Below are 19,368 nucleotides of genomic sequence, written 5' to 3'. Positions count from 1 at the left end.
ATTTGAACCCCAAGCCTACTGCCCGGTGTTCTTTTCCTTGTGCTTCCGCAGTCGACTTGGCGTGTGGAACTTCGGATTGCGGAACGGGTTTTTATCCGCCTGTGAGCGGAAGGTGATCCGAATAGGCGTCCCCGGCATTGCAAAATGCTCGCGCAATCCGTTCACCAGATAGCGGCGATAGCTGTCGGCCAGATCATCGGGGTGGCTGCACATCACAATGAACCCCGGCGGGCGCTGCTTCACCTGCGTCATATAGCGCAGCTTGATGCGGCGGCCCTGCGGCGCGGGTGGCGGATGCGATTCGACCATCGCCCCCAGCCATGTGTTCAGACGGTTGGTCGGAATACGGCGGTTCCATACAGTGTGGGCCGCCAAAATCGCGTCGTGCAGACGATCAAGCCCGCGCCCGGTTTTGCCCGAGACGGTGATCATCGGCGCACCGCGCAACTGCGGCAGCAAGCGTTCGAACATCTCTTTGAGTTCGGCCAGCTTTTCCTGCTTTTCGTCCTCAAGATCCCATTTGTTCACCGCAATCACCACCGCGCGGCCTTCGGTTTCGGCGAAATCCGCGATGCGCAAATCTTGCACTTCAAACGGGATATCCACATCCAGCAGCACCACGACGACTTCGGCAAAGCGCACGGCGCGGATACCATCCGACACCGACAGCTTTTCCAGCTTTTCGTTGATCCGCGCGCGTTTGCGCATGCCCGCGGTGTCAAAAATCTTGATCGGGGTGCCCAGCCATTCGGCCTTGACCGAGATCGCATCGCGGGTGATGCCCGGCTCTGGCCCGGTCAGCAGGCGGTCGTAGCCGAGAATTTTGTTGATCAGCGTCGATTTGCCTGCATTTGGGCGACCGATCACTGCGATTTGCAGAGGCTTCTTGGCGGTCGGGCGGAAGGCTTCAATATCTTCTTCCAGCTCGGCTTCTTCTTCCGACACATCAACTTCGGTGTCAGGCGTATTCTCGGCCTCACGCTCGGCAAATTCGCCCTGCAGCGGCAGCAGCAGACGATAGAGGTCGTCCATGCCCTCGCCATGTTCCGCAGAAATCCGCAAAGGCTCGCCCAGTCCCAACGACCAGCCCTCAATCGCGCCCGCATCACCGGCGCGACCTTCGGCCTTGTTCACCGCCAAGATCACCCGCGCGCCTTTTTTGCGCAGGATGTCGGCGAAGGTTTCGTCCGAGGGCGTCACGCCAATGCGACCGTCAATCACGAACAGGCTGACATCGGCCATATCCACCGCGCGCTCGGTCAAGCGCCGCATCCGGCCTTGCAGCGAGTCGTCAGTGATTTCCTCAAGCCCAGCCGTGTCGATCACGGTGAAGCGCAGGTCAAACAGCTTGGCGTCGCCCTCGCGCAAATCGCGCGTCACGCCGGGTTGGTCATCGACCAAGGCGAGTTTGCGGCCAACCAAGCGGTTGAACAGGGTCGATTTGCCCACATTGGGGCGGCCGACGATGGCAAGGGTAAAGCTCATTTCAGGCGTCCGGGTATAACTAAGCTGCCCCCATACACGCCCAATCGCTTAACGGAAAGCGTGAAGTTGACCGTTGCCACCGACCACGAACAGCAAACCTTGCGCCAAAGCCGGGGCCGAAGCTGCACCGCCGGGGATATCGACGCTGTAAACCTGATTGCCATTGGTCGGATCAAAGCCGCGCAACTGGCCGTCGGACGAGGCCACCACAATCCGCCCACCCGCCAGCACAGGCCCGTAGTGGGCATAGATCGCTTGGCGTTTCTTCGGCTTGTCTTTGACGAAATACGGCATCTCAACCGACCAGATCACAGCACCCGTCGTAGCATCCAGCCGCACCAAACGGGCTTCGTCGTTGACCACGAATACCGAGCCGCCAACCACCAAAGGCGGGTTCAACGCGCCCTCATTCGCCGTCCAGATCCGCCCGCCCGTGGTCATATTGATTGCCACGGTGCGTCCGGCTGCGGTGCCGAGATAGACGGTATCCCCGACAATCACCGGATCGCCGGTCACATCGCCCATGCCGCCATAGCTGCGGCCCAACCGCTGCCCGGAAACCCCTGCGTTCCAGATCGGATCGCCCGTCCCCGCCTGAACGGCCGAGATTTGCCCGCTGGCAAACGGCAGCACCACTGCATTATCGCCCACCCCAACCGAGGCCGTACCGATCATACCACTGGAATTCGGCGCGCCGGGCTGTTGCCACAACTGCTTGCCATTATCGGCGGACACCGCCAGCGCCGAGCCATCGCGGCCCATCGCGTAGACTACGTTGCCCACAACAGTCGGCGCTCCAGTGATCGGGCTGTCAAAACGTTGCCGCCACGCGATACCTCCAGTGCTGGCATCCAAGGCCACCAATTCGCCATAGCCCGAGGTGGCGTAAACTCGGTTGCCACTGGCGGCCAAACCGCCACCCACCACATTGCTGGCATCACCCGACTCGGGCGCTATATTCGCCGTCCACAGCGCGGCACCACCCGTTGACACAGCCGTCACCCGTGCTGTGGCGTCCATGGTCAACACCCGCCCGCCCGAGACCACGGGCGATGCGGCGATCCGCGACCGCTTGCTGTCGCCAGAGCCGATATTCACGCTGAACACCCGCTGCGGATTGGCGGATAAAGCACCATTGCCCGACGCATGACGCGCATTGCCGCCGCGATGGCTCCATTCAGCATTGGCAGAGGCCCCCGGAAGGGCGATTGGCACCGAGGTATTGGCGGGCTGCAGCGAGGTGGCGACAGGCGTGGGTTGCCCCTCAATCGCGACCGAATCTTCAAGCGGCGCGCGCACCGGAAAACGTTCTCCCTCAAGGATCACGTCTTTTTCGCATCCGGCCAGCCCAATGCACAGCATTAGCCCCGCCATCCCGATCTTGCCGCTGGTCATCACGCGAAACACCCCCACATTCATTCCTTGACGCCCAGAGGGCGGTTCAGCCTGCATTCGCAGCCGGTTCAGTCGCAGCACCCGCAGCGGGCTGGGGCGGTGTGCCCCCCAAAGCGGTGATCATCTGCCCCGCCCGCTGGCGCAAACCGCCGGGCGCGTCCTGATCCTGCATCAGCGCTGCAAGGGCTGCAATCGCATCGTCTTTCTTGCCATCTTCGATCAGCAGATAGGCCAGTTGCTCTGCCGCCAAAGTGCGAAACGCCCGGCCCGGCACGGCAATCGACTCAAGCGCTGCACGCCGATCCGCAATCGGCTGATCCTTTCCAGCCAGCATCACCCGGCGCAAAACCGCCAGATCGCGGTAGACCTGCGGCTGGCTCTGATCCGCCGCCAACTTATCCAGTGCTGCCAAGGCCGCCGCTTTATCGCTGCCCGCATCCGTCGCCAGCATCAGATCTTTCAGCGCAATCTGCCCGCCGTCCGCCGGAATCGCCGCCATCGCCTGCGCACGGTCTTCCGGTGCCCCCAGATCGACCGCATCCAGCATCGCATCGCCAAAGCTTTGCGCCCGTGCCGCATCGCGCGCTTTGCTCCATTCGGTATAGGCAGCCCCTCCGACCACGCCGAGCACAATCACCACGCCGATCCAGCCATATTTGCGGAACATCGCATAAAGCCTGTCGCGGCGGACCTCTTCAGTCACCTCGCTGATAAAGCTATCTGGGTTGCTCACGCTGGCCTCTCTTTCGTGCCAAGGATCTGCGCCCCCGGCTTTGGTCTTCGCCCCGCGATTATACAGGGTCACTTGGCCCCTGTCTTACAGGCAAAGCCCGCAACTTGCCAAGCCCCGCGACGGCGCAACAGACGTACGGAGCCTATCGCTGTCGAATACGGATCGCTAATCCGCGCAGAACGGGTAAACCGCCGCGATTAGGACGAATTGTTAACATATTTGCATGAAATGTTTCGAAAACCTGTCCCTATTGCCCGAGTTGCTCAATGGAACCTGCTGTCCTTGCCAATATCTTCCTGTTTCTCGGCGCTTTGGGCCTCAATATCGGCATCGGTGGCACTGGCGACCATTCAGACGACAGCGGCGCGCAGGATGATCCGCTGTATAATGCGCAAAACTATTCCCATGCGCATGATGGCACCGAGGGCAATGACACTGTCACCGCAGATGCCGACAATCAGGCGTGGTTCTTGCACGATGGTGACGACGATCTGACGGCGTCTTCGGGCAACGACTACGCCAACTTGGGCGATGGCGACGATCATGCCGTGATGGGGGCTGGCAATGACATCGGCCTTGGCGGCGCGGGTAACGATAGCCTCGAAGGGGGCGTCGGTGCGGATTCGCTGTTTGGCGGCGCGGGCAGTGATCATCTGGAAGGCAATCTTGGTGATGATGGCTTGGCGGGCGGCGATGGCAATGATGAGGTTTGGGGCGGCTCGGGCGCCGACATCCTGAACGGCGACGCAGGCGATGACACTCTGTCGGGCTTTGTGACGGGCGCTGCGGGTGCGGGCGGCATGACCGGGGCCGAGGGCAGCGATCAACTGGTTGGCGGCGATGGCAATGATCTGCTGGTGCTGGGCCACGGCGATATCGGCCAAGGTGGGGCGGGCAACGACACCTTCGATCTCGACACCCGCTGGAACGACGGCACCGCCATTGCCCATATCACCGATTACAACGCGGCACAGGACGCGCTGCACATCACCTACACGCCGCATTATTCGTCTGACAGTTCGGTCGAAGTGCCCCCTGTGATGATGCTGACCCATACCCCCGATGGCAGCACCGAGATCAGGATGGACGGCGCGATTGTGGCGCAGCTGGACGGGGTGGATGATTTCAGCCTGAACGACATTGTCTTGGTGCCCGATGCCGCCACCGATACGCAATTTGTCGCGGGCAATTACACAGACGATGTGCATGGCACCGCAGGCGATGACAGCCTTGCAGGCGGCAGCGATCCCACCGCTTGGCATCTGGAGGATGGTGCCGATCATCTGACCGGGTCGTCCGGTTCAGATTACGCCGATCTTGGCGCGGGCAACGATCACGCTGCGATGGGCGACGGCAATGATTCGGTGCTGGGCCACGCGGGCGATGACAGCATCGACGGTGGTCTGGGCGCCGACACCCTGCGCGGCGGCGATGGTCTGGATACGCTGCATGGCGGCGATGGCGCAGACCGCATGGCAGGCGATTCCGGCAATGATCTGATGGCAGGCGGTGCCGGAGCCGACAGCCTGCTCGGTGGTGGTGGCGATGACACATTGTCGGGCTATTCCGACACCCATTCCGCTGAAGCCAGCATGACCGCGATCGACGGCGCAGATACTCTGTCAGGCGGCGATGGCAATGACACCCTGATCATCGGCCACGGCGACACCGCCACGGGGGGCGCAGGCGCGGATCGGTTCGAGATCGAACACCAATGGGCCGATGGCGCAGCTGCCGCCACGATCACCGATTACACTTTCCAGACCGACCAGTTGGAATTGCATTACACGCCGCATTTCGACGCCAATCAGGTTGAAATTCCCCCGGTCGTCACCGTCGCGCAATCCGCTGGCTTCTCGGTGATCAGCCTTGATGGCGTAGCGGTTGCCAATATCATGGGCAGCCATGCCATCGGCTTGGGCGAGATCGTGCTGGTGCGCGAAGGCTGACTCAAGGCGCGGCCAACTGCGCCTCGATCAACCCAATCCAATGCGCCCGGCCCGGATCAAGTCGCCCCTCGGCCTGCAAGGCTTTCAGCACCGCCAAAGCCTCGCGCTGGCGCGGCCTGGTATCGTCGTCATAGACCGCCATCCGCACAAGGCTGGCGACAAGGTTCATCTGATTTTCCACATTGCCCGGATCGCGCGCCGCCATTTCCGCCGTGATCGCATAGCTTCGCTGCACCAAATTCTGCGCCCGCACCGGATCGCCGCGCATCAAAGCCACATCGCCCAAGCGGTCCAGATCGCTCGCCAGATCCTGCTGGCGGTTGACGTTGCCCGGATCGGCCTTAGCCAGCGCCTGCGAGATCGCAAACGCCGCCGTAAACCGCCGCTCTGCCTCGGTAAAATCCGCCGCCTTGAACGCCAGATCGCCCAAGCGCGCCTGTGCCAAAGCCACGCTGCGCTGCCAATCGGCGTTCGCAGGGTCTAACGCCGCCAGTTTCTCCCGCACCTTCAGCGCCTTGGCGTAAAGCTGCGCCGCCTCATCACGCGCGCCCAAAGCCGCCCGTGCATCGCCTAGCTTGAGATAGCCCATCGCCAGATCGTTCTGCCATTTGGTCTGCCCCGCATCCTTGGCCACAAGCGCCTCAAGCAGTGCGATCTCGGCTTTGAAGCGCAGCTGCGCCGCCTTCGGGTCCGCCAAAGCCAAAAACACATCGCCGATCTTGTCGAAACTGATCGCCAGATCGCCCTGCAAATCATCGCGGGTAGGCAACTTTTCCAGCAGGGCCTGCCGCAGCGCCAAAGCCTCGTTAAACACCACCAAAGCGCCGCGCGGATCGCCCGCCAGCTTGCGCAGATCACCGATCCGGTCCAGCGACAGCCCCAGATCGCCACGCACATCATCGCGGGCGGGATATTCGATGACCAGCTGCCGCAGCACCGCAAGCCCCGCCTGTTGCCGCGCCAAAGCCCCTGCCAGATCGCCGCGCAACTGCGCCACATCGCCGAGTTTCGATTGCGAGACCACCACATCATGCCGCCATTTCAACGGCGCATCCGCGCGCGCGGCCAGAACTTCATCCACCGCCAGCGCCGCGCGAAATTCGGCCTCTGCCCCGTCCAGATCGCCCTGCAACAACAGCATATCGCCGATATTCACCCGCGCCACCGACCAGTTGCGCCGGAAATCTGCATCCTCCGGGGCCCCCGCAACCCGCGCTGCAGCCACCGCCTCCCACGCGCGATAGCTGCGCAGCGCGAAACTGGTGTTGCCCGTGTTGCGCAACAAATCACCCTGATCCCACATGAGGTCGGTGTAAGCCTCACGATCCGCCCGAGGCAGCGCGTCGCCCTCCAATTCCGCATAAAGCGCCAAAGCCTTGGTCAGATCGGCCATCGCCAGATCATAGCGCAAATCGGCTTTCGCAGCGCTTGCCGCCAAGGCGTGAGTCTGCGCCTCGGACAAAGCCCGGCTGCGGTAATTGTCGCGCAAGGCCTCGCGCGCCTCGGCGTCCAGCTTCGCCGCCTTGTCCAAAGCCGTGCGCGCCAGATCAAACGCGCCCAAATCCAGCGCCTGTTCGGCCTCGGCCCGGAACTCCGCCACCTTCGGGTCATCCGCCGACAACAGCTGCACCTGCGCGCGAAACCGCAGGAAGGATTCCGCTGATTGCACCAAGGCCTGCGCCCGCGCACTGCGATCCTTACCCGCCAAATCCGCCGACATCAGCGCGCCATACAAGGGCGCCAGCGGCATATCCTTTTGCTGCGCCAAAGCCTCGACCTCGGCGCGCAACTCCGCCGGCAAGCCCGCCATCGCCACCAACAAGCGATCCCGCTCGCCCAACTCCCCCACTGATGCCGCGAAAAACAGCCTCGGCAAACCGCTTTCGATATAGGGCAGTTGCTTGCCCCGGCTGCGATCATAGACATCCTGCTGCACCAAGGTCAGCGCCGTGCGTACCTCGACCCCCGGCGTTGCAAAGTGCCGCAACAGCGCTTCAGTGAACGGAGAATCCACCCCGTCCCCATCCGCCGCCACCTCTCCCGGTGCCGCCGAGAACGCAAACAGCACCCCATCCGCACGCCCGACCCGGCCCAATCCGGGGCGCGGTGCATCCACCGCATCCTCCAAAGCCACAGCCGAGCGCCCCTGCCCCGCGCCACCACCGCCCCAAGGATCTTCCCGGCACGCATCCAGCAAAACAATGCCAATCGGCGCGACCGAGGCCAAAGCCGCCTGCACTTCCGACAGCGGCAAAGCACTTTCCGCCACCGCCTGCGCAGACCCCACCTGTGCATCCACCGGCAGCAAATAATTCACACCGGCGATCTCAACCCCGTGGCCTGCGTAAAACAGTAAGGCCACATCCGCCCCCGCGCCATCTTCGCGGAAATCATCGAGCGCGCGCCGCATCCGCTTCAGATCGCGGTTGGTTTCCACCGTCACCTCAAAGCCAAGCCCGGACAGCAAGCCTTCCACCGCGACAGCGTCGTTCACCGGATTGTCCAGCTTGCGTAACGAGCGGTAATCTTCCGCCGCCAGCACAAGCGCGACCCGCCGTTCGGCCATGGCCTGCACGGGCAGCAAAAGGCAAAGGATTAAAAACAATCGGGGCAGCATGAAATCACCCTAAGGTGAACCCATCCTGCCCCGAAAGCCGCAAGCCGTAAAGCAAAGCCTCAGGCCGCCTGCGCTTCTTCCTCATCCGCCGATTGACGCGCCCACATCGCGGCATATTTGCCATCGCGCGCGAGCAACTCGTCATGCGTGCCGCGTTCGGTCACCACGCCATCCTCCAGCACCAGAATACAATCGGCGTCGGCAATCGTCGAAAGCCTATGGGCGATGGTGATCACCGACCGCCCCTGCCCCATTTCGCGCAAAGACTCCTGAATGCTCTGCTCGGTCTGAGTGTCCAAGGCCGAAGTCGCCTCATCCAACACCAAGATCGGCGGGTTCTTCAACAAGGTCCGCGCAATGCCCACCCGCTGCTTCTCCCCACCCGACAGCTTCAGCCCACGCTCACCCACCGTGGTGGCATAGCCATCCGGCAATGAGATGATGAAATCATGGATCTTCGCCGCCTTCGCCGCCGCCACAATCTCCGCCTCGGTCGCCCCTGCGCGCCCGTAAGCGATGTTGTAATGCACGGTATCGTTGAACAACACCGTGTCCTGCGGCACCACGCCGATCAGCCCATGTAGCGAGGTCTGCGTCACATCGCGCAAATCCTGCCCGTCAATCCGAATGGCCCCGCCGGTCACATCGTAAAACCGGAACAACAGCCGCCCAATCGTCGATTTACCCGAGCCCGACGGCCCGACCAGTGCATAACGCTGCCCCGGCTTCAGCGTGAAGCTGATGCCCTTCAGAATAGGCCGCGACGGATCATATTCAAACCGCACATCCTCAAACGTCACCTCGCCCCCCGTCACCTGCAACGCCACAGCGCCGGGTTTATCGGTGACTTCCTCGGGTTGCCCCAACAGATGAAACATCGCCGCCATATCGACCAAAGCCTGCCGGATCTCGCGGTACACGGTGCCAAGGAAGTTCAACGGCATGGTGATCTGCACCATATAGGCGTTGACCATCACGAAATCGCCGACGGTAAACTTGCCCGCCTCGACGCCATAAGCCGACATCACCATCACCAGAATAAGCCCGGTGGTGATGATGAAACTCTGCCCCATGTTCAGCACCGACAGACTTTGCCCGGTGCGCACCGCAAAACCCTCATAGGCCGCCATCGCGCCATCATAGCGCGCGGCTTCCCGCGCCTCAGCGTTGAAATATTTCACCGTCTCAAAGTTCAACAGCGAGTCAATCGCCTTCTGGTTGGCATCGGTGTCCTGATCATTCATCTGCCGACGGATCGCGACCCGCCATTCGGTGACCTTAAAGGTGTAGGTCACATAGATCGTGATCGTCACCACCACCACGACGGCATATTGCCAGCCAAAATACAAAGCGAAGATGATCGACACCAGCGACAGTTCCAAAATCAGCGGCCCAATCGACAGCAACATGAAGCGCAACAGGAAATCGACACCCTTCACGCCGCGCTCAATCACGCGGGAAAGCCCACCGGTTTTGCGGGTGATGTGATAGCGCATCGACAGGCGGTGAATATGGGTGAAGGTCTCCAAAGCCAGCTTGCGCAACGCCCGCTGGCCGACCCGCACAAACACCCAATCGCGGAATTCACCCAGCGCCACAGTGCCAAACCGCGCCAAACCATAAGCCACCGTCAGCCCGACAGCGCCTAAACCCAGCATCGTCGCCGCACTCGGGTCTTTGCCGACCAAAGCATCCACCGCTTGCTTGTACATGAACGGCATGGTGATCGACACCAGCTTGGCCGCCAGCAAGAACAACAGCGCCGCGACCACCCGCACCTTGATCCAAGTCTCGCCTTCCGGCCACAGATAGGGGGCCACACGTTTCATCGTTGCCCAGCCACCGGCATGGCCGTCATTGTCTGCCGCCGGGGTTACCTTCGCCGAAGTTACCGTGGCCGGGGTCACCTTGGTTGTCGTATTCCGCATCACTTGATCCCTCATCGCAGGGGCCAAAAGGCCGCACCCGCTTTACCGCATCCCACATATCCACTACACCAAGATAGTTCAATGATTCATGAGCAGTTGAAACGTGGAGAAATCCCAAGCCCTCGCCGCACTCTCCGCGCTTGCCAATGATGCAAGGCTGGATCTGATGCGCCTGCTGATGCCCTTGGGCGATCAGGGACTGGCCGCAGGCGAGATCAGCCGCGCTTTGGGGCTGTCGTCGTCGCGGTTGTCATTCCATCTGGCGGCGTTGGAGCAAGCCGGCCTGATCCGCTCGCGCAAACTCGCCCGCAATGTGTTCTACTCGGTCGATGCCGCAGGCATGGGCGCAACGATCAGCTTTCTTTTGAACGATTGCTGCATGGAACACCCCGAGGTGATGGCCTGCTGCCGCCACGACAGCAGCGTGACGGCACCAGCGATCACCCCGGCTGCAATTACCCCGGCTACGGCGCCGCAGGAATCGTAAACACCTGCCCCGGATAGATCAGGTCGGGGTCTTTGATCTTGTCCTTGTTGGCCTCAAACACCTGCACATAGAGCACGCCATCGCCGAAATTCTGCTGCGCAATGCCCCACAGCGTATAACCCGGCTGCACGGTGACAGTGACCGGGGCGGGCTTGCCCGGGGCCACAGCCGCAGGTTCGGCCGTGACGGATGCTGCGTCCGCAACAGGCGCGGCGTCAGGAACCGCGGCGGTGGCGTCCGCAACAGGCGCGGCTTCAACAACAGGGGCCGTATCAGCAGTGGTGGGTTCAGCCGCAGGGGCTGCTTCGCCCGCCGCAACCTCCGTCCCGTCAGCAGGTGACGCTGGAGCCGCCGCGACGGCAGTCGTATCCGCAGCGGGCGCAGGTTCTGCGACGGGTTGCGGCGCGTCAGCGCTGCTCGCATCTACCGCAATGGGTGCCGCCTCTACAGCCACTTCCGGCTGAACCGCTGGCACCGAGGCCGCAGCCAAAGCCGCCAATGTCTCGCGCTTGAACGGCGTCTCAAACCGCGCGCTCACCGTGCCATCCGCCGCCAACTGATCCACCCGCAAGGTGTAAATCCCCGCCACTACGTCCGTCAGCGTCGCAGCCCAAGCGCCATCCGGCCCCGCAACGACATCCGCTATCGCGGCACCATCCAGATATAAGCGCAACCCCGCGCCAGCGCCCGCATGCCCGCCCAACATCACCGCGCCTTCTGGTGCGTAGCTGATACTATCCACCGCAACGCCCGCCGCAACCTCCGCAGGCACTTCGGCAGCCGATTGCAACACCTTCACCCCCTCGGGCGCGATCAGCACCGCCGCCGGAGCCTGCAACGCGGGCTCCACCGCGCCTGACACGGCGACTTCAGCCGCACCCGCCACCGGAGCCAGCGCCACCGTCTCGGTTCCGGCAACCGCAACCCCATCCGCGCCCGTTGCAGCCAGCGACAGCAACCGCGCCTCCGGGCTTGGCGGCAAAGTGAACAGCGCTGCAAACTTGCCCTGCGCATCGGCCTTTGCACGCGCAACCTCAACGCCATCGACCAGCATCGCCACCGCAGCCCCCGGAGCAGCCTGCCCCGCCACCGTCGCGGCACCATCCGGTGCGATGCGGGCCACATCAAAGCTGGGCAGGATCGCCCCCGCCAGCGCCGCAGTTGGCGCCACAGTCGCGGCGACGATAGGAACTTCTGCGGCTGCAGTCGCAGCGGTCGAGTCTGCGGTGCTGGGGGTTTCGGCCGCCACCCCTTCTGCACTTGGCTGCCCCGCTATTGGCGCAACTGCGGGCGCATCAGCCCCAGCAGCAGGGTCAGCTGCCCCAGCCTCGCTTGCAGCAGTCTGATTGGCCGCACTCTCACCAGCGGCAGTCTCACTTGCCCCACTCTCACTTGACACCGCCTCACTTGGCACCACAGCCACAGGCGCGCGCGCGAAACCGAAATACCCCGCCACCGCCACCACCGCAGCGCCGCCCAGCAACACAGCCCCCCGCGCAGCCGCACTCAATCCACTCCAACCAGCCATCGCTTCCCCCCGAGTAAGGCCTGTTCCCGGCCCTTCTTTCTTTCGTCATGGAACCGCTATATCAGGCGTTAAAGCAACAATTTTCGGATAGATATGCCCATGGCCCGTGCTCTGTCTTCGATCTGTGTCTTCTGTGGCGCGCGCGCCGGCACCAATCCCGCCCATACCCTTGCCGCCCGCGCCATGGGCGAGGCCATCGCCGCCCAAGGCTGGCGGCTGGTTTACGGCGCAGGTGACGTGGGTTTAATGGGCGAGGTTGCCCGCAGCGCCCAAACCGCAGGGGCCCCCACCTTCGGCGTCATCCCCACGCATCTGATGACAGCCGAGCGCGGCAAGCAAGATCTGTCGCAACTGGTGATCACCGAGGATATGCACGAGCGCAAAAAGGTGATGTTCATGAATTCGGATGCCGTCGTGGTGCTGCCGGGCGGTGCAGGATCGCTCGATGAGTTCTTCGAAGTGCTGACCTGGGCGCAAATCGGCCTGCACCGCAAACCGATCTTTCTGCTCAATTCCGAAGGCTACTGGAACCCGCTGATCGCCCTGCTCGACCACATCATCGCCGAAGGCTTCGCAGACGCCTCGGTCAAAGGTTACTTCACCGCAATCCCCGACGTGCCCGCCCTGACCGAGGCCCTACGCGTGGCTTTATCCTGACGTCCAAGCCGCCAAACACAGCCGCCCCTAAGACAAATCCACCACGGTAATTTCGGGCGGCACCCCCAGCCGTATCGGCAGGCCAGAGCACCCCAACCCACCCGACACCACCAGATCGCGCGCACCCTCGCGGAAATGCCCATAGTCGAACCGCTGGCCAAAGCGCGACGGCACCACCGGCGCCCAAGGCCCAAAGCGCACCTGCCCGCCATGGGTATGCCCCGAAAGCGTCAGCGCCACCCGGTCGGGCACGGTGACGAATTGATCCGGCTCATGCGCCAGCAGGATCGCAGGATCGTCACCCGTCAACTGCGCCACCACCCCCGGCACATCCGACATGCCAATGATATCGCGGCGATTTTCGCGTTGAAAACACGATTGGCTCTCGGTGCCGCCCAGCCAGAACGTTGCCCCGACAGCACCCAGCTTCACCGCCCGATTCGCCAAAACGGGTATCCCCGCAGCCTCTAGCGCCACCTGAGTATGGCAGGGCCCCGCCCTGCGCGCGATGGCTTGGCGGTCATCCCACCAATCGTGATTGCCCGTCACCGCATACACCCCCAAGGGCGCGCGCAGCCCCGCCAAGATCGGGGCCACCACGTCAATCGACACACGGCGGGTCTGAAAGCGGTGCGTCGCGCGATAATCCCCCATCAAGGCAATCAGATCGGCACCCTGCGCATTGGCAATCTCGACCACCCGCGCCACCCGCCGCTCATCCATGCCAAAGCTCGCGGCGTGCAAATCCGCCACCATGACAATCCGCAACCGCTGTCCGCGCCGCCAACCGGGGGGGTCAACCGCCCAGTTTTGCACCCGCAACTGCCAAGCCGCCTCGGACACCGCATAGCCGCCCATGAAAAAGCCTGCCAGAGTTCCCCCCAGCAGGCCTTTCAAAAATCCACGCCGACTTATCATGGTCAGGACATCATCGGCGCAAAATATTACAGCTTGGCCGCAACCGCTTCCCAGTTGACCAGCTTGTCAAGGAAGTTGCTCAAGTAAGCCGGGCGCTTGTTGCGGAAGTCGATGTAGTAGGAATGTTCCCACACATCACAGCCGAGCAGTGCGGTCTGACCAAAGCACAGCGGGTTGACGCCGTTTTCGGTCTTGGTGATCTTCAAAGCGCCGTCCTTGTCTTTCACCAGCCACGCCCAGCCCGAACCGAACTGGCCCGCACCCGCCGCTGCGAAATCTTCCTTGAACTTGGCAACCGAGCCGAACGCCTCAACCAGTGCCTTTTCCAAAGCACCCGGCATCGCCTTGCCCGCAGGCCCCATCACTTCCCAGAACAGGTTGTGATTCCAATGCTGGCTGGCATTGTTGAAGATACCATTCTGCGCGACAGAACCCGCCACATAGGTGCCTTTCACGATGTCTTCCAGCGACTTGGACTCCCACTCGGTGCCCGCGATCAGCTTGTTGCCGTTGTCAACATAGGCTTTGTGGTGCAGATCGTGGTGGAATTCCAACGTCTCTTTCGACATGCCAAGGCCAGCCAAAGCGTCATGCGCATAGGGAAGATCGGGAAGGGTAAAGGCCATCGGAGGTACTCCTGTTCAGATGTGCGTTGCCCTCTATAAGTGACTTTGAAACGCCAAGGTCAAGAGCAAGCGGGCGATTTGGCTATTTCTTGCCCGACTTCTTGCCCGACTTTTTGCTGGCCTTCGCGCCCTTTACCGTGCAGTGGCCGACGTCGTCGATCTGATTGCTGAAGCTGGGTGCCATCACTGTGAATGCCAGCCTGCCGTCTGGTTTGTGCACCTTGATGCGATAGTCCAAATTCGAGCGTATGGAACCCAACTTGATCCGCTCGATACGCCAGCTGAATGTGACCCATTCCTTAGATTCTGCAGCCACAACACCTTTGATCGGGCCGCCATAAACGCTCATGATCACTCCATCATTCACCAGAAACGCGCCGGCGTCCGGATCATGTGCGATCAGAATATGCGACTGGATGATGGAATCATCGGCGCCGGAACTGGGTGCACAATCATAGACCATCGGCTGCGCCACCGCGCCAGTGGCCGCCATCGTCAACAGCGTCGCAAGCGCCAATCTATTGGATCGCATGATAAATTCCATATAATGTCATTATTTTCTGACCAGCAAAGCCGGGCCGGCCATCGTCACTTCTGAACGCTGCAACTGCCTTCGGATGAGAAGTGATTGTCATAGCCCACCGGAGTCACGGTCAACGTCAGCCGACCATCGGCCTTGAACACCTTTGCGCGATACTGCCAAGACGCACTGCCGCTGGTGCCTTTTAGGGTCTTCAGCTGCCAGTCGAACACGCTGCGCACATCGCTGTCGGATTGCAGTTTGCCTTTGATCGGCTTGCCACTGGTGCCCATGATGATTGGATCATTGATCAACACCTCACCCGTGGCCTTGTCATAAGAGATCAGATATTCCGGCTGCAACACCGTATCAGACCGCCCCGCCTCTGGCTTACAGTCGTAAATCACTGGCTTGGCATAGGCAGCACACGCGCCCAAAATCATCGCCAAGCTTAGGGCGAAACCCTTTAAACACAACTGCATCCGGCACACCCTTGTTAAAACCTGCCGCCATAACAACGATGCCCGGAGCTTGCGTCAATCCGTAAACGATAGAAATTTCTTACGAAATCTCGCTGCCCGAAGTCGCGGAATGGCTGAGCAGGCCCATGACGTAAGCGGCCACCGAACGGAAACACACCAGCGTATAGCCGTCCCCGTCTTTCCAGAACGCCGCAGCCACCTGTGCCGCCCTTGTGCGACGCAATTCCTTCGACCCCAAGGTTGCGAAATCCACCGGAGACAGCTTGGCCAACACCTGATCGGCCTTTGCGCCCTCAATCCGAAACACCGCGCGCGCATCCGATAGCGTTACCGCCAGATGATGCTGACCGCGCAAAGCCTCGGCAATCGCCGCTAGCGCCGCATCGGTTTCACCATAAGGCAGCAGCAGCAGATATTCATCCGGGCTCATCCAGCCCGCCGCTTTATCGCCCGCAATCTCAATCTGGCGCTGCGCAGGAACACCCGTCCCCACCGCCGCCTTAATCGCCGCCGCCAACCCCGGCAGATCAGCCTTGGCGCGCAGCGAGATCATCCCAATCGGGCCAATCTCGCGCACTTTCGCGAATCCATCGAACGAGGCATGGCCCAAAGCACTGACTGCATTAGACATTATTTTTCTCCCCGTCTTTATCATAGAACACTGGATCAACCACCTTGGCCTTCACAACCCCGCCGGTGATCGTAGTAAACTCCACCACATCGCCCAAACGATCCATGCCGCCCTTGATCAACCCCATCGCAATGCCCTTCTTCAAGGTCGGCGAGAAGTAGGTCGAAGTGACGCGCCCCTGCGTATTGCCCTGCCCATTAGCATTCTTACCCGCCGAGGGGATATAAGCGCCGTCCTGAATGACCGAGCCGTCCAGAGTCTCAAACCCCGCCAGCTTCCAACGATCGGGGCTCGCCAGATAATTCCGCTCCTGCCCGCGCTTGCCCAAGAAGTCAGCCTTCTTCTTCGAGATCGCCCAGCCCAAGTTCAAATCCTGCGGAATAATGGTGCCATCCGTCTCATCGCCGATCATGATAAAGCCCTTCTCGGCCCGCATGATATGCAGCGCTTCGGTGCCATAGACCATCGCGCCAAACTCCGCGCCCGCTGCGTGCAAAGCTTCCCAGAACGCCAATCCCATGCTCGCCGGAACCGCGACTTCATAGGACAATTCGCCCGAAAAGCTGATCCTGTACACCCGTGCAGGAAAGCCGCCCAAGGTGCCATCGGCCCATTGCATGAACGGCAATGTTTCCTTGGAAACATCCATCCCGCCCAATTTCTCCAACACTCTCCGCGCGTTAGGTCCAACAACCGCCACCTGAGCCAGTTGCTCGGTGACATTGGCGGTATAGACCTGCCAATCCCACCATTCGCATTGCAGCCAATCTTCCATCCAGGCATGGATGCGATCCGCGCCGCCGGATGTGGTGTGGCAAAGCCAGGTATCCTCATCAATCCGCGCCACTACTCCGTCGTCTGACAAGAAGCCCTGCTCGGAACACATCAAGCCATAACGGCATTTGCCCACCGGCAAGCTGCTCATCACCCCGGTGTAAAGCATATCAAGGAAGCGACCCGCATCTGGCCCCTTGACGATGATCTTGCCTAGCGTCGAGGCATCCAGCAGCCCCAGATTGGTCCGCGTATTCAGCACCTCACGATGCACCGCCTGCTCGTGGTTCTCACCCGCACGCGGGAAAGTATAGGGCCTGCGCCACAACCCGACAGGTTCAAAATACGCGTGGTTCTTCTCATGCCATGCATGCATCGGCGTCTTGCGCAGCGGCTGGAAGATATCGCCACGCGACTCGCCAGCCAAAGCCCCCAAAGTCACAGGCGCATAGGGCGGGCGGAAGGTGGTGGTGCCAACCTGCGGAATCTCTTCATGCAACGCATCAGCAAGCACGGCCAGACCGTTGATATTGCTTAGCTTACCCTGATCTGTTGCCATGCCCAAAGTGGTGTAGCGCTTGGTGTGTTCGACCGAAGTATAACCCTCCCGCGCCGCAAGCTGCACGTCGGAGACTTTCACATCGTTCTGATAATCCAGCCACATCTTGGCCTTCAGCGCCGGACCCGCGCCCTGCGGCATGATCCAGACCGCTTCCATATCCGCTTCAGGTGCAGCCTCGGCCACGGCAGCCTTGGCCTCTGCCTTAAATCCAGCCGCCTCAGCCGCCGCCGCGCCACCTTTAGCGCCGCAAATCAAAGCCTCCGCCGCCGTCATCGCGCCATTGGCATTGCCGACAGGCACCACCATCGCCAATCCATCCTGCCCGGTCGGCGGACGGCTTGCGTCTGGGCGGAAATGTGCACGGGTCTTGTCCCAGATCAGCTTGCCGCCGCAATGGCTCCACAGATGCACCACCGGAGACCAGCCGCCCGACATCGCCACCGCGTCGCAGGAAATCTCTTCCAGAACAGCGCCTTCGCCCGCTTGCACGCAGAGCGAAACCCCAGTGACACGCTTGCCGCCCTTGACCTTGGCAATCGCTTTACCCGTTTCAACGCGAATTCCCATAGCACGGGCTTTCGCAGGCAGATCCCCGGTCACCGAAGCCCGCGCATCCACGATGCAGGGCACTGCCAGCCCCGCCTGCACCAGCGCAATCGCGGTGCGGTAGGCGTCGTCATTGTTGGTGACAACCACCGTGCGATCACCCGGAGACACCGCGTAATTCACCACATACTCGCGCACCGATCCCGCCAGCATCACGCCGGGAATATCATTGCCCGCAAACGACAATGGCCGCTCAATTGCCCCCGTCGCGGTGACGATCTGGGCGGTGCGAATACGCCACAGCCGATGCTTCGGCCGCCCGTCACCCGGCGTGGTATCGGCGATCTTTTCTTCCGCCAGCACATAGCCGTGATCATACACCCCTGCGCCCATGGTGCGCAGCCGCATCGCCACATTCTCAAGTGCGGCAAGGGTTTGCACGGCAGAGTTAATCCAAACCTCAGCCGGTTTTCCCTCAATCACATCGCCATCGACAGGCGCCCGCCCGCCCCAATGCGCCGATTGTTCCAGCAGCATAACCCGCGCACCCGAAGCGCCCGCGACCAAAGCCGCCTGCAAGCCCGCAATACCGCCGCCCAAAATCAGCACATCGCAGAAGCTGTAGGTGTATTCATAGCGGTCGGCGTCGCGCGCGGTCGGAGCCTTGCCAAGCCCCGCCGAGCGGCGGATGATCGGCTCAAACACATGCTTCCACGCCGCGCGCGGCCACATGAAGGTTTTGTAGTAGAAGCCACCCGGCAGGAACCGCGACAGGGTGTTGTTGATCACCCCCACGTCAAATTCCAGCGTCGGCCAGTGGTTCTGGCTCGCTGCTTCCAACCCATCGAACAGTTCCGTCGTGGTCACGCGCTGGTTGGGTTCAAACCGCCCGTCGCGGCCCAGACCGACAATCGCATTGGGTTCTTCCGGCCCCGCCGCCACCAACCCACGCGGGCGGTGATATTTGAAGCTGCGCCCCAGCAGCATCTGGTCATTCGCCAGCAGCGCCGCTGCCAGAGTATCCCCCGCAAGTCCGCGCATGGTCTTGCCGTTGAACGAAAATTCCTGCGGTGCCGAGCGGTCGATCAGCCGGCCACCTTTTGAGAGACGGGTGCTCATTTGTAACCCTTCCAGTCCGGCCGCTTGGCCTTAATCTTGTCTTGCAAATCAGCAGGCGGAGCCGAAGACTGCGCCGGATAGGTGCCGAACACCTCCAAAGTATTGGTATCCCGCGCCGCCAAAAACCACTTGCCGCAGCCATAAACATGCCGCCAGCGCTCAAAATGCACCCCCTTGGGGTTCTTGCGCGCAAACATGTAATCTTCAAACTCGGTATCCGACGAACCGGGACCAAAGCGCTTGAGATGCGCCTCATAGCCCGGTGTCAGTTCGGTTTCTTCGGCTTTGACGCCGCAATACGGACATTCCAGAATCAGCATAGCGTCATCCCTGTTGGCAATTTGGGCGCAGCAGCCGGGGCCATCTGCGGATACGAAAAAAGGGCGAACACCGCACGGTGTCCGCCCAAAA

At 61.6% G+C, this 19,368-nt stretch carries 16 protein-coding genes; 3 read left to right on the top strand and 13 right to left on the bottom strand.

Annotation, left to right across the window (positions count from 1 at the left end; translation table 11 throughout):
• Nucleotides 1-15: 15 nt before the first annotated feature.
• Genes der through AKV04_RS22035 form a run of 3 tightly spaced genes read right to left on the bottom strand, consistent with a single transcriptional unit; the run spans nt 16 to nt 3,613 of the window.
• Nucleotides 16-1,485 carry a ribosome biogenesis GTPase Der gene (gene der / locus AKV04_RS22045; RefSeq protein WP_054008573.1) on the bottom strand — a complete coding sequence of 490 codons (1,470 nt, stop codon included), beginning with the start codon at nt 1,483-1,485 and terminating at the stop codon, nt 16-18.
• 48 nt (nt 1,486-1,533) lie between these two features.
• On the bottom strand, nt 1,534-2,904 hold the full coding sequence (locus tag AKV04_RS22040) for a PQQ-binding-like beta-propeller repeat protein (RefSeq protein WP_054008572.1): 1,371 nt from the start codon (nt 2,902-2,904) through the stop codon (nt 1,534-1,536).
• 22 nt (nt 2,905-2,926) lie between these two features.
• Complete coding sequence (locus tag AKV04_RS22035) at nt 2,927-3,613, bottom strand: hypothetical protein (protein ID WP_054008653.1); 687 nt, start codon at nt 3,611-3,613, stop codon at nt 2,927-2,929.
• Between the two features lie 266 nt (nt 3,614-3,879).
• Here AKV04_RS22035 and AKV04_RS22030 point away from each other — a divergent pair, with 266 nt between their 5' ends.
• Nucleotides 3,880-5,562 carry a calcium-binding protein gene (locus tag AKV04_RS22030; protein ID WP_054008571.1) on the top strand — a complete coding sequence of 561 codons (1,683 nt, stop codon included), beginning with the start codon at nt 3,880-3,882 and terminating at the stop codon, nt 5,560-5,562.
• A gap of 1 nt (nt 5,563) precedes the next feature.
• Here AKV04_RS22030 and AKV04_RS22025 read toward each other — a convergent pair whose 3' ends face one another.
• Together AKV04_RS22025 and AKV04_RS22020 are read right to left on the bottom strand one after the other, a co-directional pair.
• Complete coding sequence (locus AKV04_RS22025) at nt 5,564-8,179, bottom strand: caspase family protein (RefSeq protein ID WP_054008570.1); 2,616 nt, start codon at nt 8,177-8,179, stop codon at nt 5,564-5,566.
• Between the two features lie 59 nt (nt 8,180-8,238).
• Nucleotides 8,239-10,008 carry an ABCB family ABC transporter ATP-binding protein/permease gene (locus tag AKV04_RS22020; RefSeq protein WP_054008652.1) on the bottom strand — a complete coding sequence of 590 codons (1,770 nt, stop codon included), beginning with the start codon at nt 10,006-10,008 and terminating at the stop codon, nt 8,239-8,241.
• A gap of 202 nt (nt 10,009-10,210) precedes the next feature.
• Here AKV04_RS22020 and AKV04_RS22015 point away from each other — a divergent pair, with 202 nt between their 5' ends.
• Nucleotides 10,211-10,594 carry an ArsR/SmtB family transcription factor gene (locus tag AKV04_RS22015; RefSeq protein ID WP_082351798.1) on the top strand — a complete coding sequence of 128 codons (384 nt, stop codon included), beginning with the start codon at nt 10,211-10,213 and terminating at the stop codon, nt 10,592-10,594.
• On the opposite strand, the gene AKV04_RS22010 is transcribed toward AKV04_RS22015, so the two are convergent.
• Nucleotides 10,572-12,122: a LysM peptidoglycan-binding domain-containing protein gene (locus AKV04_RS22010; RefSeq protein WP_082351797.1), complete on the bottom strand. Its 1,551-nt coding sequence runs from the start codon at nt 12,120-12,122 to the stop codon at nt 10,572-10,574. The two genes, AKV04_RS22015 and AKV04_RS22010, sit on opposite strands and share 23 nt — an antisense overlap.
• 93 nt (nt 12,123-12,215) lie before the next feature.
• Between AKV04_RS22010 and AKV04_RS22005 the strand changes: the two genes are divergently transcribed.
• Complete coding sequence (locus tag AKV04_RS22005) at nt 12,216-12,779, top strand: LOG family protein (protein WP_054008568.1); 564 nt, start codon at nt 12,216-12,218, stop codon at nt 12,777-12,779.
• Between the two features lie 27 nt (nt 12,780-12,806).
• Here the strand turns inward: AKV04_RS22005 and AKV04_RS22000 are convergent, their stop codons facing one another.
• The 7 genes from AKV04_RS22000 to AKV04_RS21970 form a co-directional block, all read right to left on the bottom strand.
• On the bottom strand, nt 12,807-13,697 hold the full coding sequence (locus AKV04_RS22000; RefSeq protein ID WP_054008567.1) for a metallophosphoesterase: 891 nt from the start codon (nt 13,695-13,697) through the stop codon (nt 12,807-12,809).
• A 26-nt stretch (nt 13,698-13,723) separates the two neighbouring features.
• Nucleotides 13,724-14,323: a superoxide dismutase gene (locus tag AKV04_RS21995; RefSeq protein WP_054008566.1), complete on the bottom strand. Its 600-nt coding sequence runs from the start codon at nt 14,321-14,323 to the stop codon at nt 13,724-13,726.
• An 82-nt stretch (nt 14,324-14,405) separates the two neighbouring features.
• The gene (locus AKV04_RS21990) at nt 14,406-14,867 is read right to left on the bottom strand and encodes a hypothetical protein (protein ID WP_054008565.1); all 462 of its coding nucleotides are present in this window, start codon (nt 14,865-14,867) and stop codon (nt 14,406-14,408) included.
• A 44-nt stretch (nt 14,868-14,911) separates the two neighbouring features.
• Complete coding sequence (locus tag AKV04_RS21985) at nt 14,912-15,325, bottom strand: hypothetical protein (RefSeq protein ID WP_156317751.1); 414 nt, start codon at nt 15,323-15,325, stop codon at nt 14,912-14,914.
• A gap of 79 nt (nt 15,326-15,404) precedes the next feature.
• The gene (locus tag AKV04_RS21980) at nt 15,405-15,956 is read right to left on the bottom strand and encodes a sarcosine oxidase subunit gamma (protein ID WP_054008563.1); all 552 of its coding nucleotides are present in this window, start codon (nt 15,954-15,956) and stop codon (nt 15,405-15,407) included.
• Nucleotides 15,949-18,957 (bottom strand): sarcosine oxidase subunit alpha family protein, encoded by a 3,009-nt coding sequence (locus AKV04_RS21975; RefSeq protein WP_054008562.1) that lies wholly within the window; start codon nt 18,955-18,957, stop codon nt 15,949-15,951. The genes AKV04_RS21980 and AKV04_RS21975 overlap by 8 nt, the downstream gene beginning before the upstream one ends.
• Nucleotides 18,954-19,277, bottom strand: a complete 324-nt coding sequence (locus AKV04_RS21970) for a sarcosine oxidase subunit delta (protein ID WP_054008561.1) — start codon at nt 19,275-19,277, stop codon at nt 18,954-18,956. The genes AKV04_RS21975 and AKV04_RS21970 overlap by 4 nt, the downstream gene beginning before the upstream one ends.
• Nucleotides 19,278-19,368: the final 91 nt, after the last annotated feature.

Source organism: Cypionkella psychrotolerans, from assembly GCF_001294535.1.
Classification (GTDB): Bacteria; Pseudomonadota; Alphaproteobacteria; order Rhodobacterales; family Rhodobacteraceae; genus Cypionkella; species Cypionkella psychrotolerans.
The sequence above is the reverse complement of the archived record's forward strand: the minus strand, read 5'-3'. Positions and strand labels throughout refer to the sequence as shown.

Excerpts from the sequence above, each read along its gene's own strand:
- AKV04_RS21980 (WP_054008563.1), bottom strand. The coding sequence starts at position 15,956 with ATGTCTAATGCAGTCAGTGCTTTGGGCCATGCCTCGTTCGATGGATTC.
- AKV04_RS22010 (WP_082351797.1), bottom strand. The coding sequence starts at position 12,122 with ATGGCTGGTTGGAGTGGATTGAGTGCGGCTGCGCGGGGGGCTGTGTTG.
- AKV04_RS21985 (WP_156317751.1), bottom strand. The coding sequence starts at position 15,325 with ATGCAGTTGTGTTTAAAGGGTTTCGCCCTAAGCTTGGCGATGATTTTG.
- AKV04_RS21995 (WP_054008566.1), bottom strand. The coding sequence starts at position 14,323 with ATGGCCTTTACCCTTCCCGATCTTCCCTATGCGCATGACGCTTTGGCT.
- AKV04_RS21970 (WP_054008561.1), bottom strand. The coding sequence starts at position 19,277 with ATGCTGATTCTGGAATGTCCGTATTGCGGCGTCAAAGCCGAAGAAACC.
- AKV04_RS22025 (WP_054008570.1), bottom strand. The coding sequence starts at position 8,179 with ATGCTGCCCCGATTGTTTTTAATCCTTTGCCTTTTGCTGCCCGTGCAG.
- AKV04_RS21975 (WP_054008562.1), bottom strand. The coding sequence starts at position 18,957 with ATGAGCACCCGTCTCTCAAAAGGTGGCCGGCTGATCGACCGCTCGGCA.
- AKV04_RS22000 (WP_054008567.1), bottom strand. The coding sequence starts at position 13,697 with ATGATAAGTCGGCGTGGATTTTTGAAAGGCCTGCTGGGGGGAACTCTG.
- AKV04_RS22020 (WP_054008652.1), bottom strand. The coding sequence starts at position 10,008 with ATGAAACGTGTGGCCCCCTATCTGTGGCCGGAAGGCGAGACTTGGATC.
- der (WP_054008573.1), bottom strand. The coding sequence starts at position 1,485 with ATGAGCTTTACCCTTGCCATCGTCGGCCGCCCCAATGTGGGCAAATCG.
- AKV04_RS22040 (WP_054008572.1), bottom strand. The coding sequence starts at position 2,904 with ATGAATGTGGGGGTGTTTCGCGTGATGACCAGCGGCAAGATCGGGATG.
- AKV04_RS22005 (WP_054008568.1), top strand. The coding sequence starts at position 12,216 with ATGCCCATGGCCCGTGCTCTGTCTTCGATCTGTGTCTTCTGTGGCGCG.
- AKV04_RS21990 (WP_054008565.1), bottom strand. The coding sequence starts at position 14,867 with ATGGAATTTATCATGCGATCCAATAGATTGGCGCTTGCGACGCTGTTG.
- AKV04_RS22030 (WP_054008571.1), top strand. The coding sequence starts at position 3,880 with ATGGAACCTGCTGTCCTTGCCAATATCTTCCTGTTTCTCGGCGCTTTG.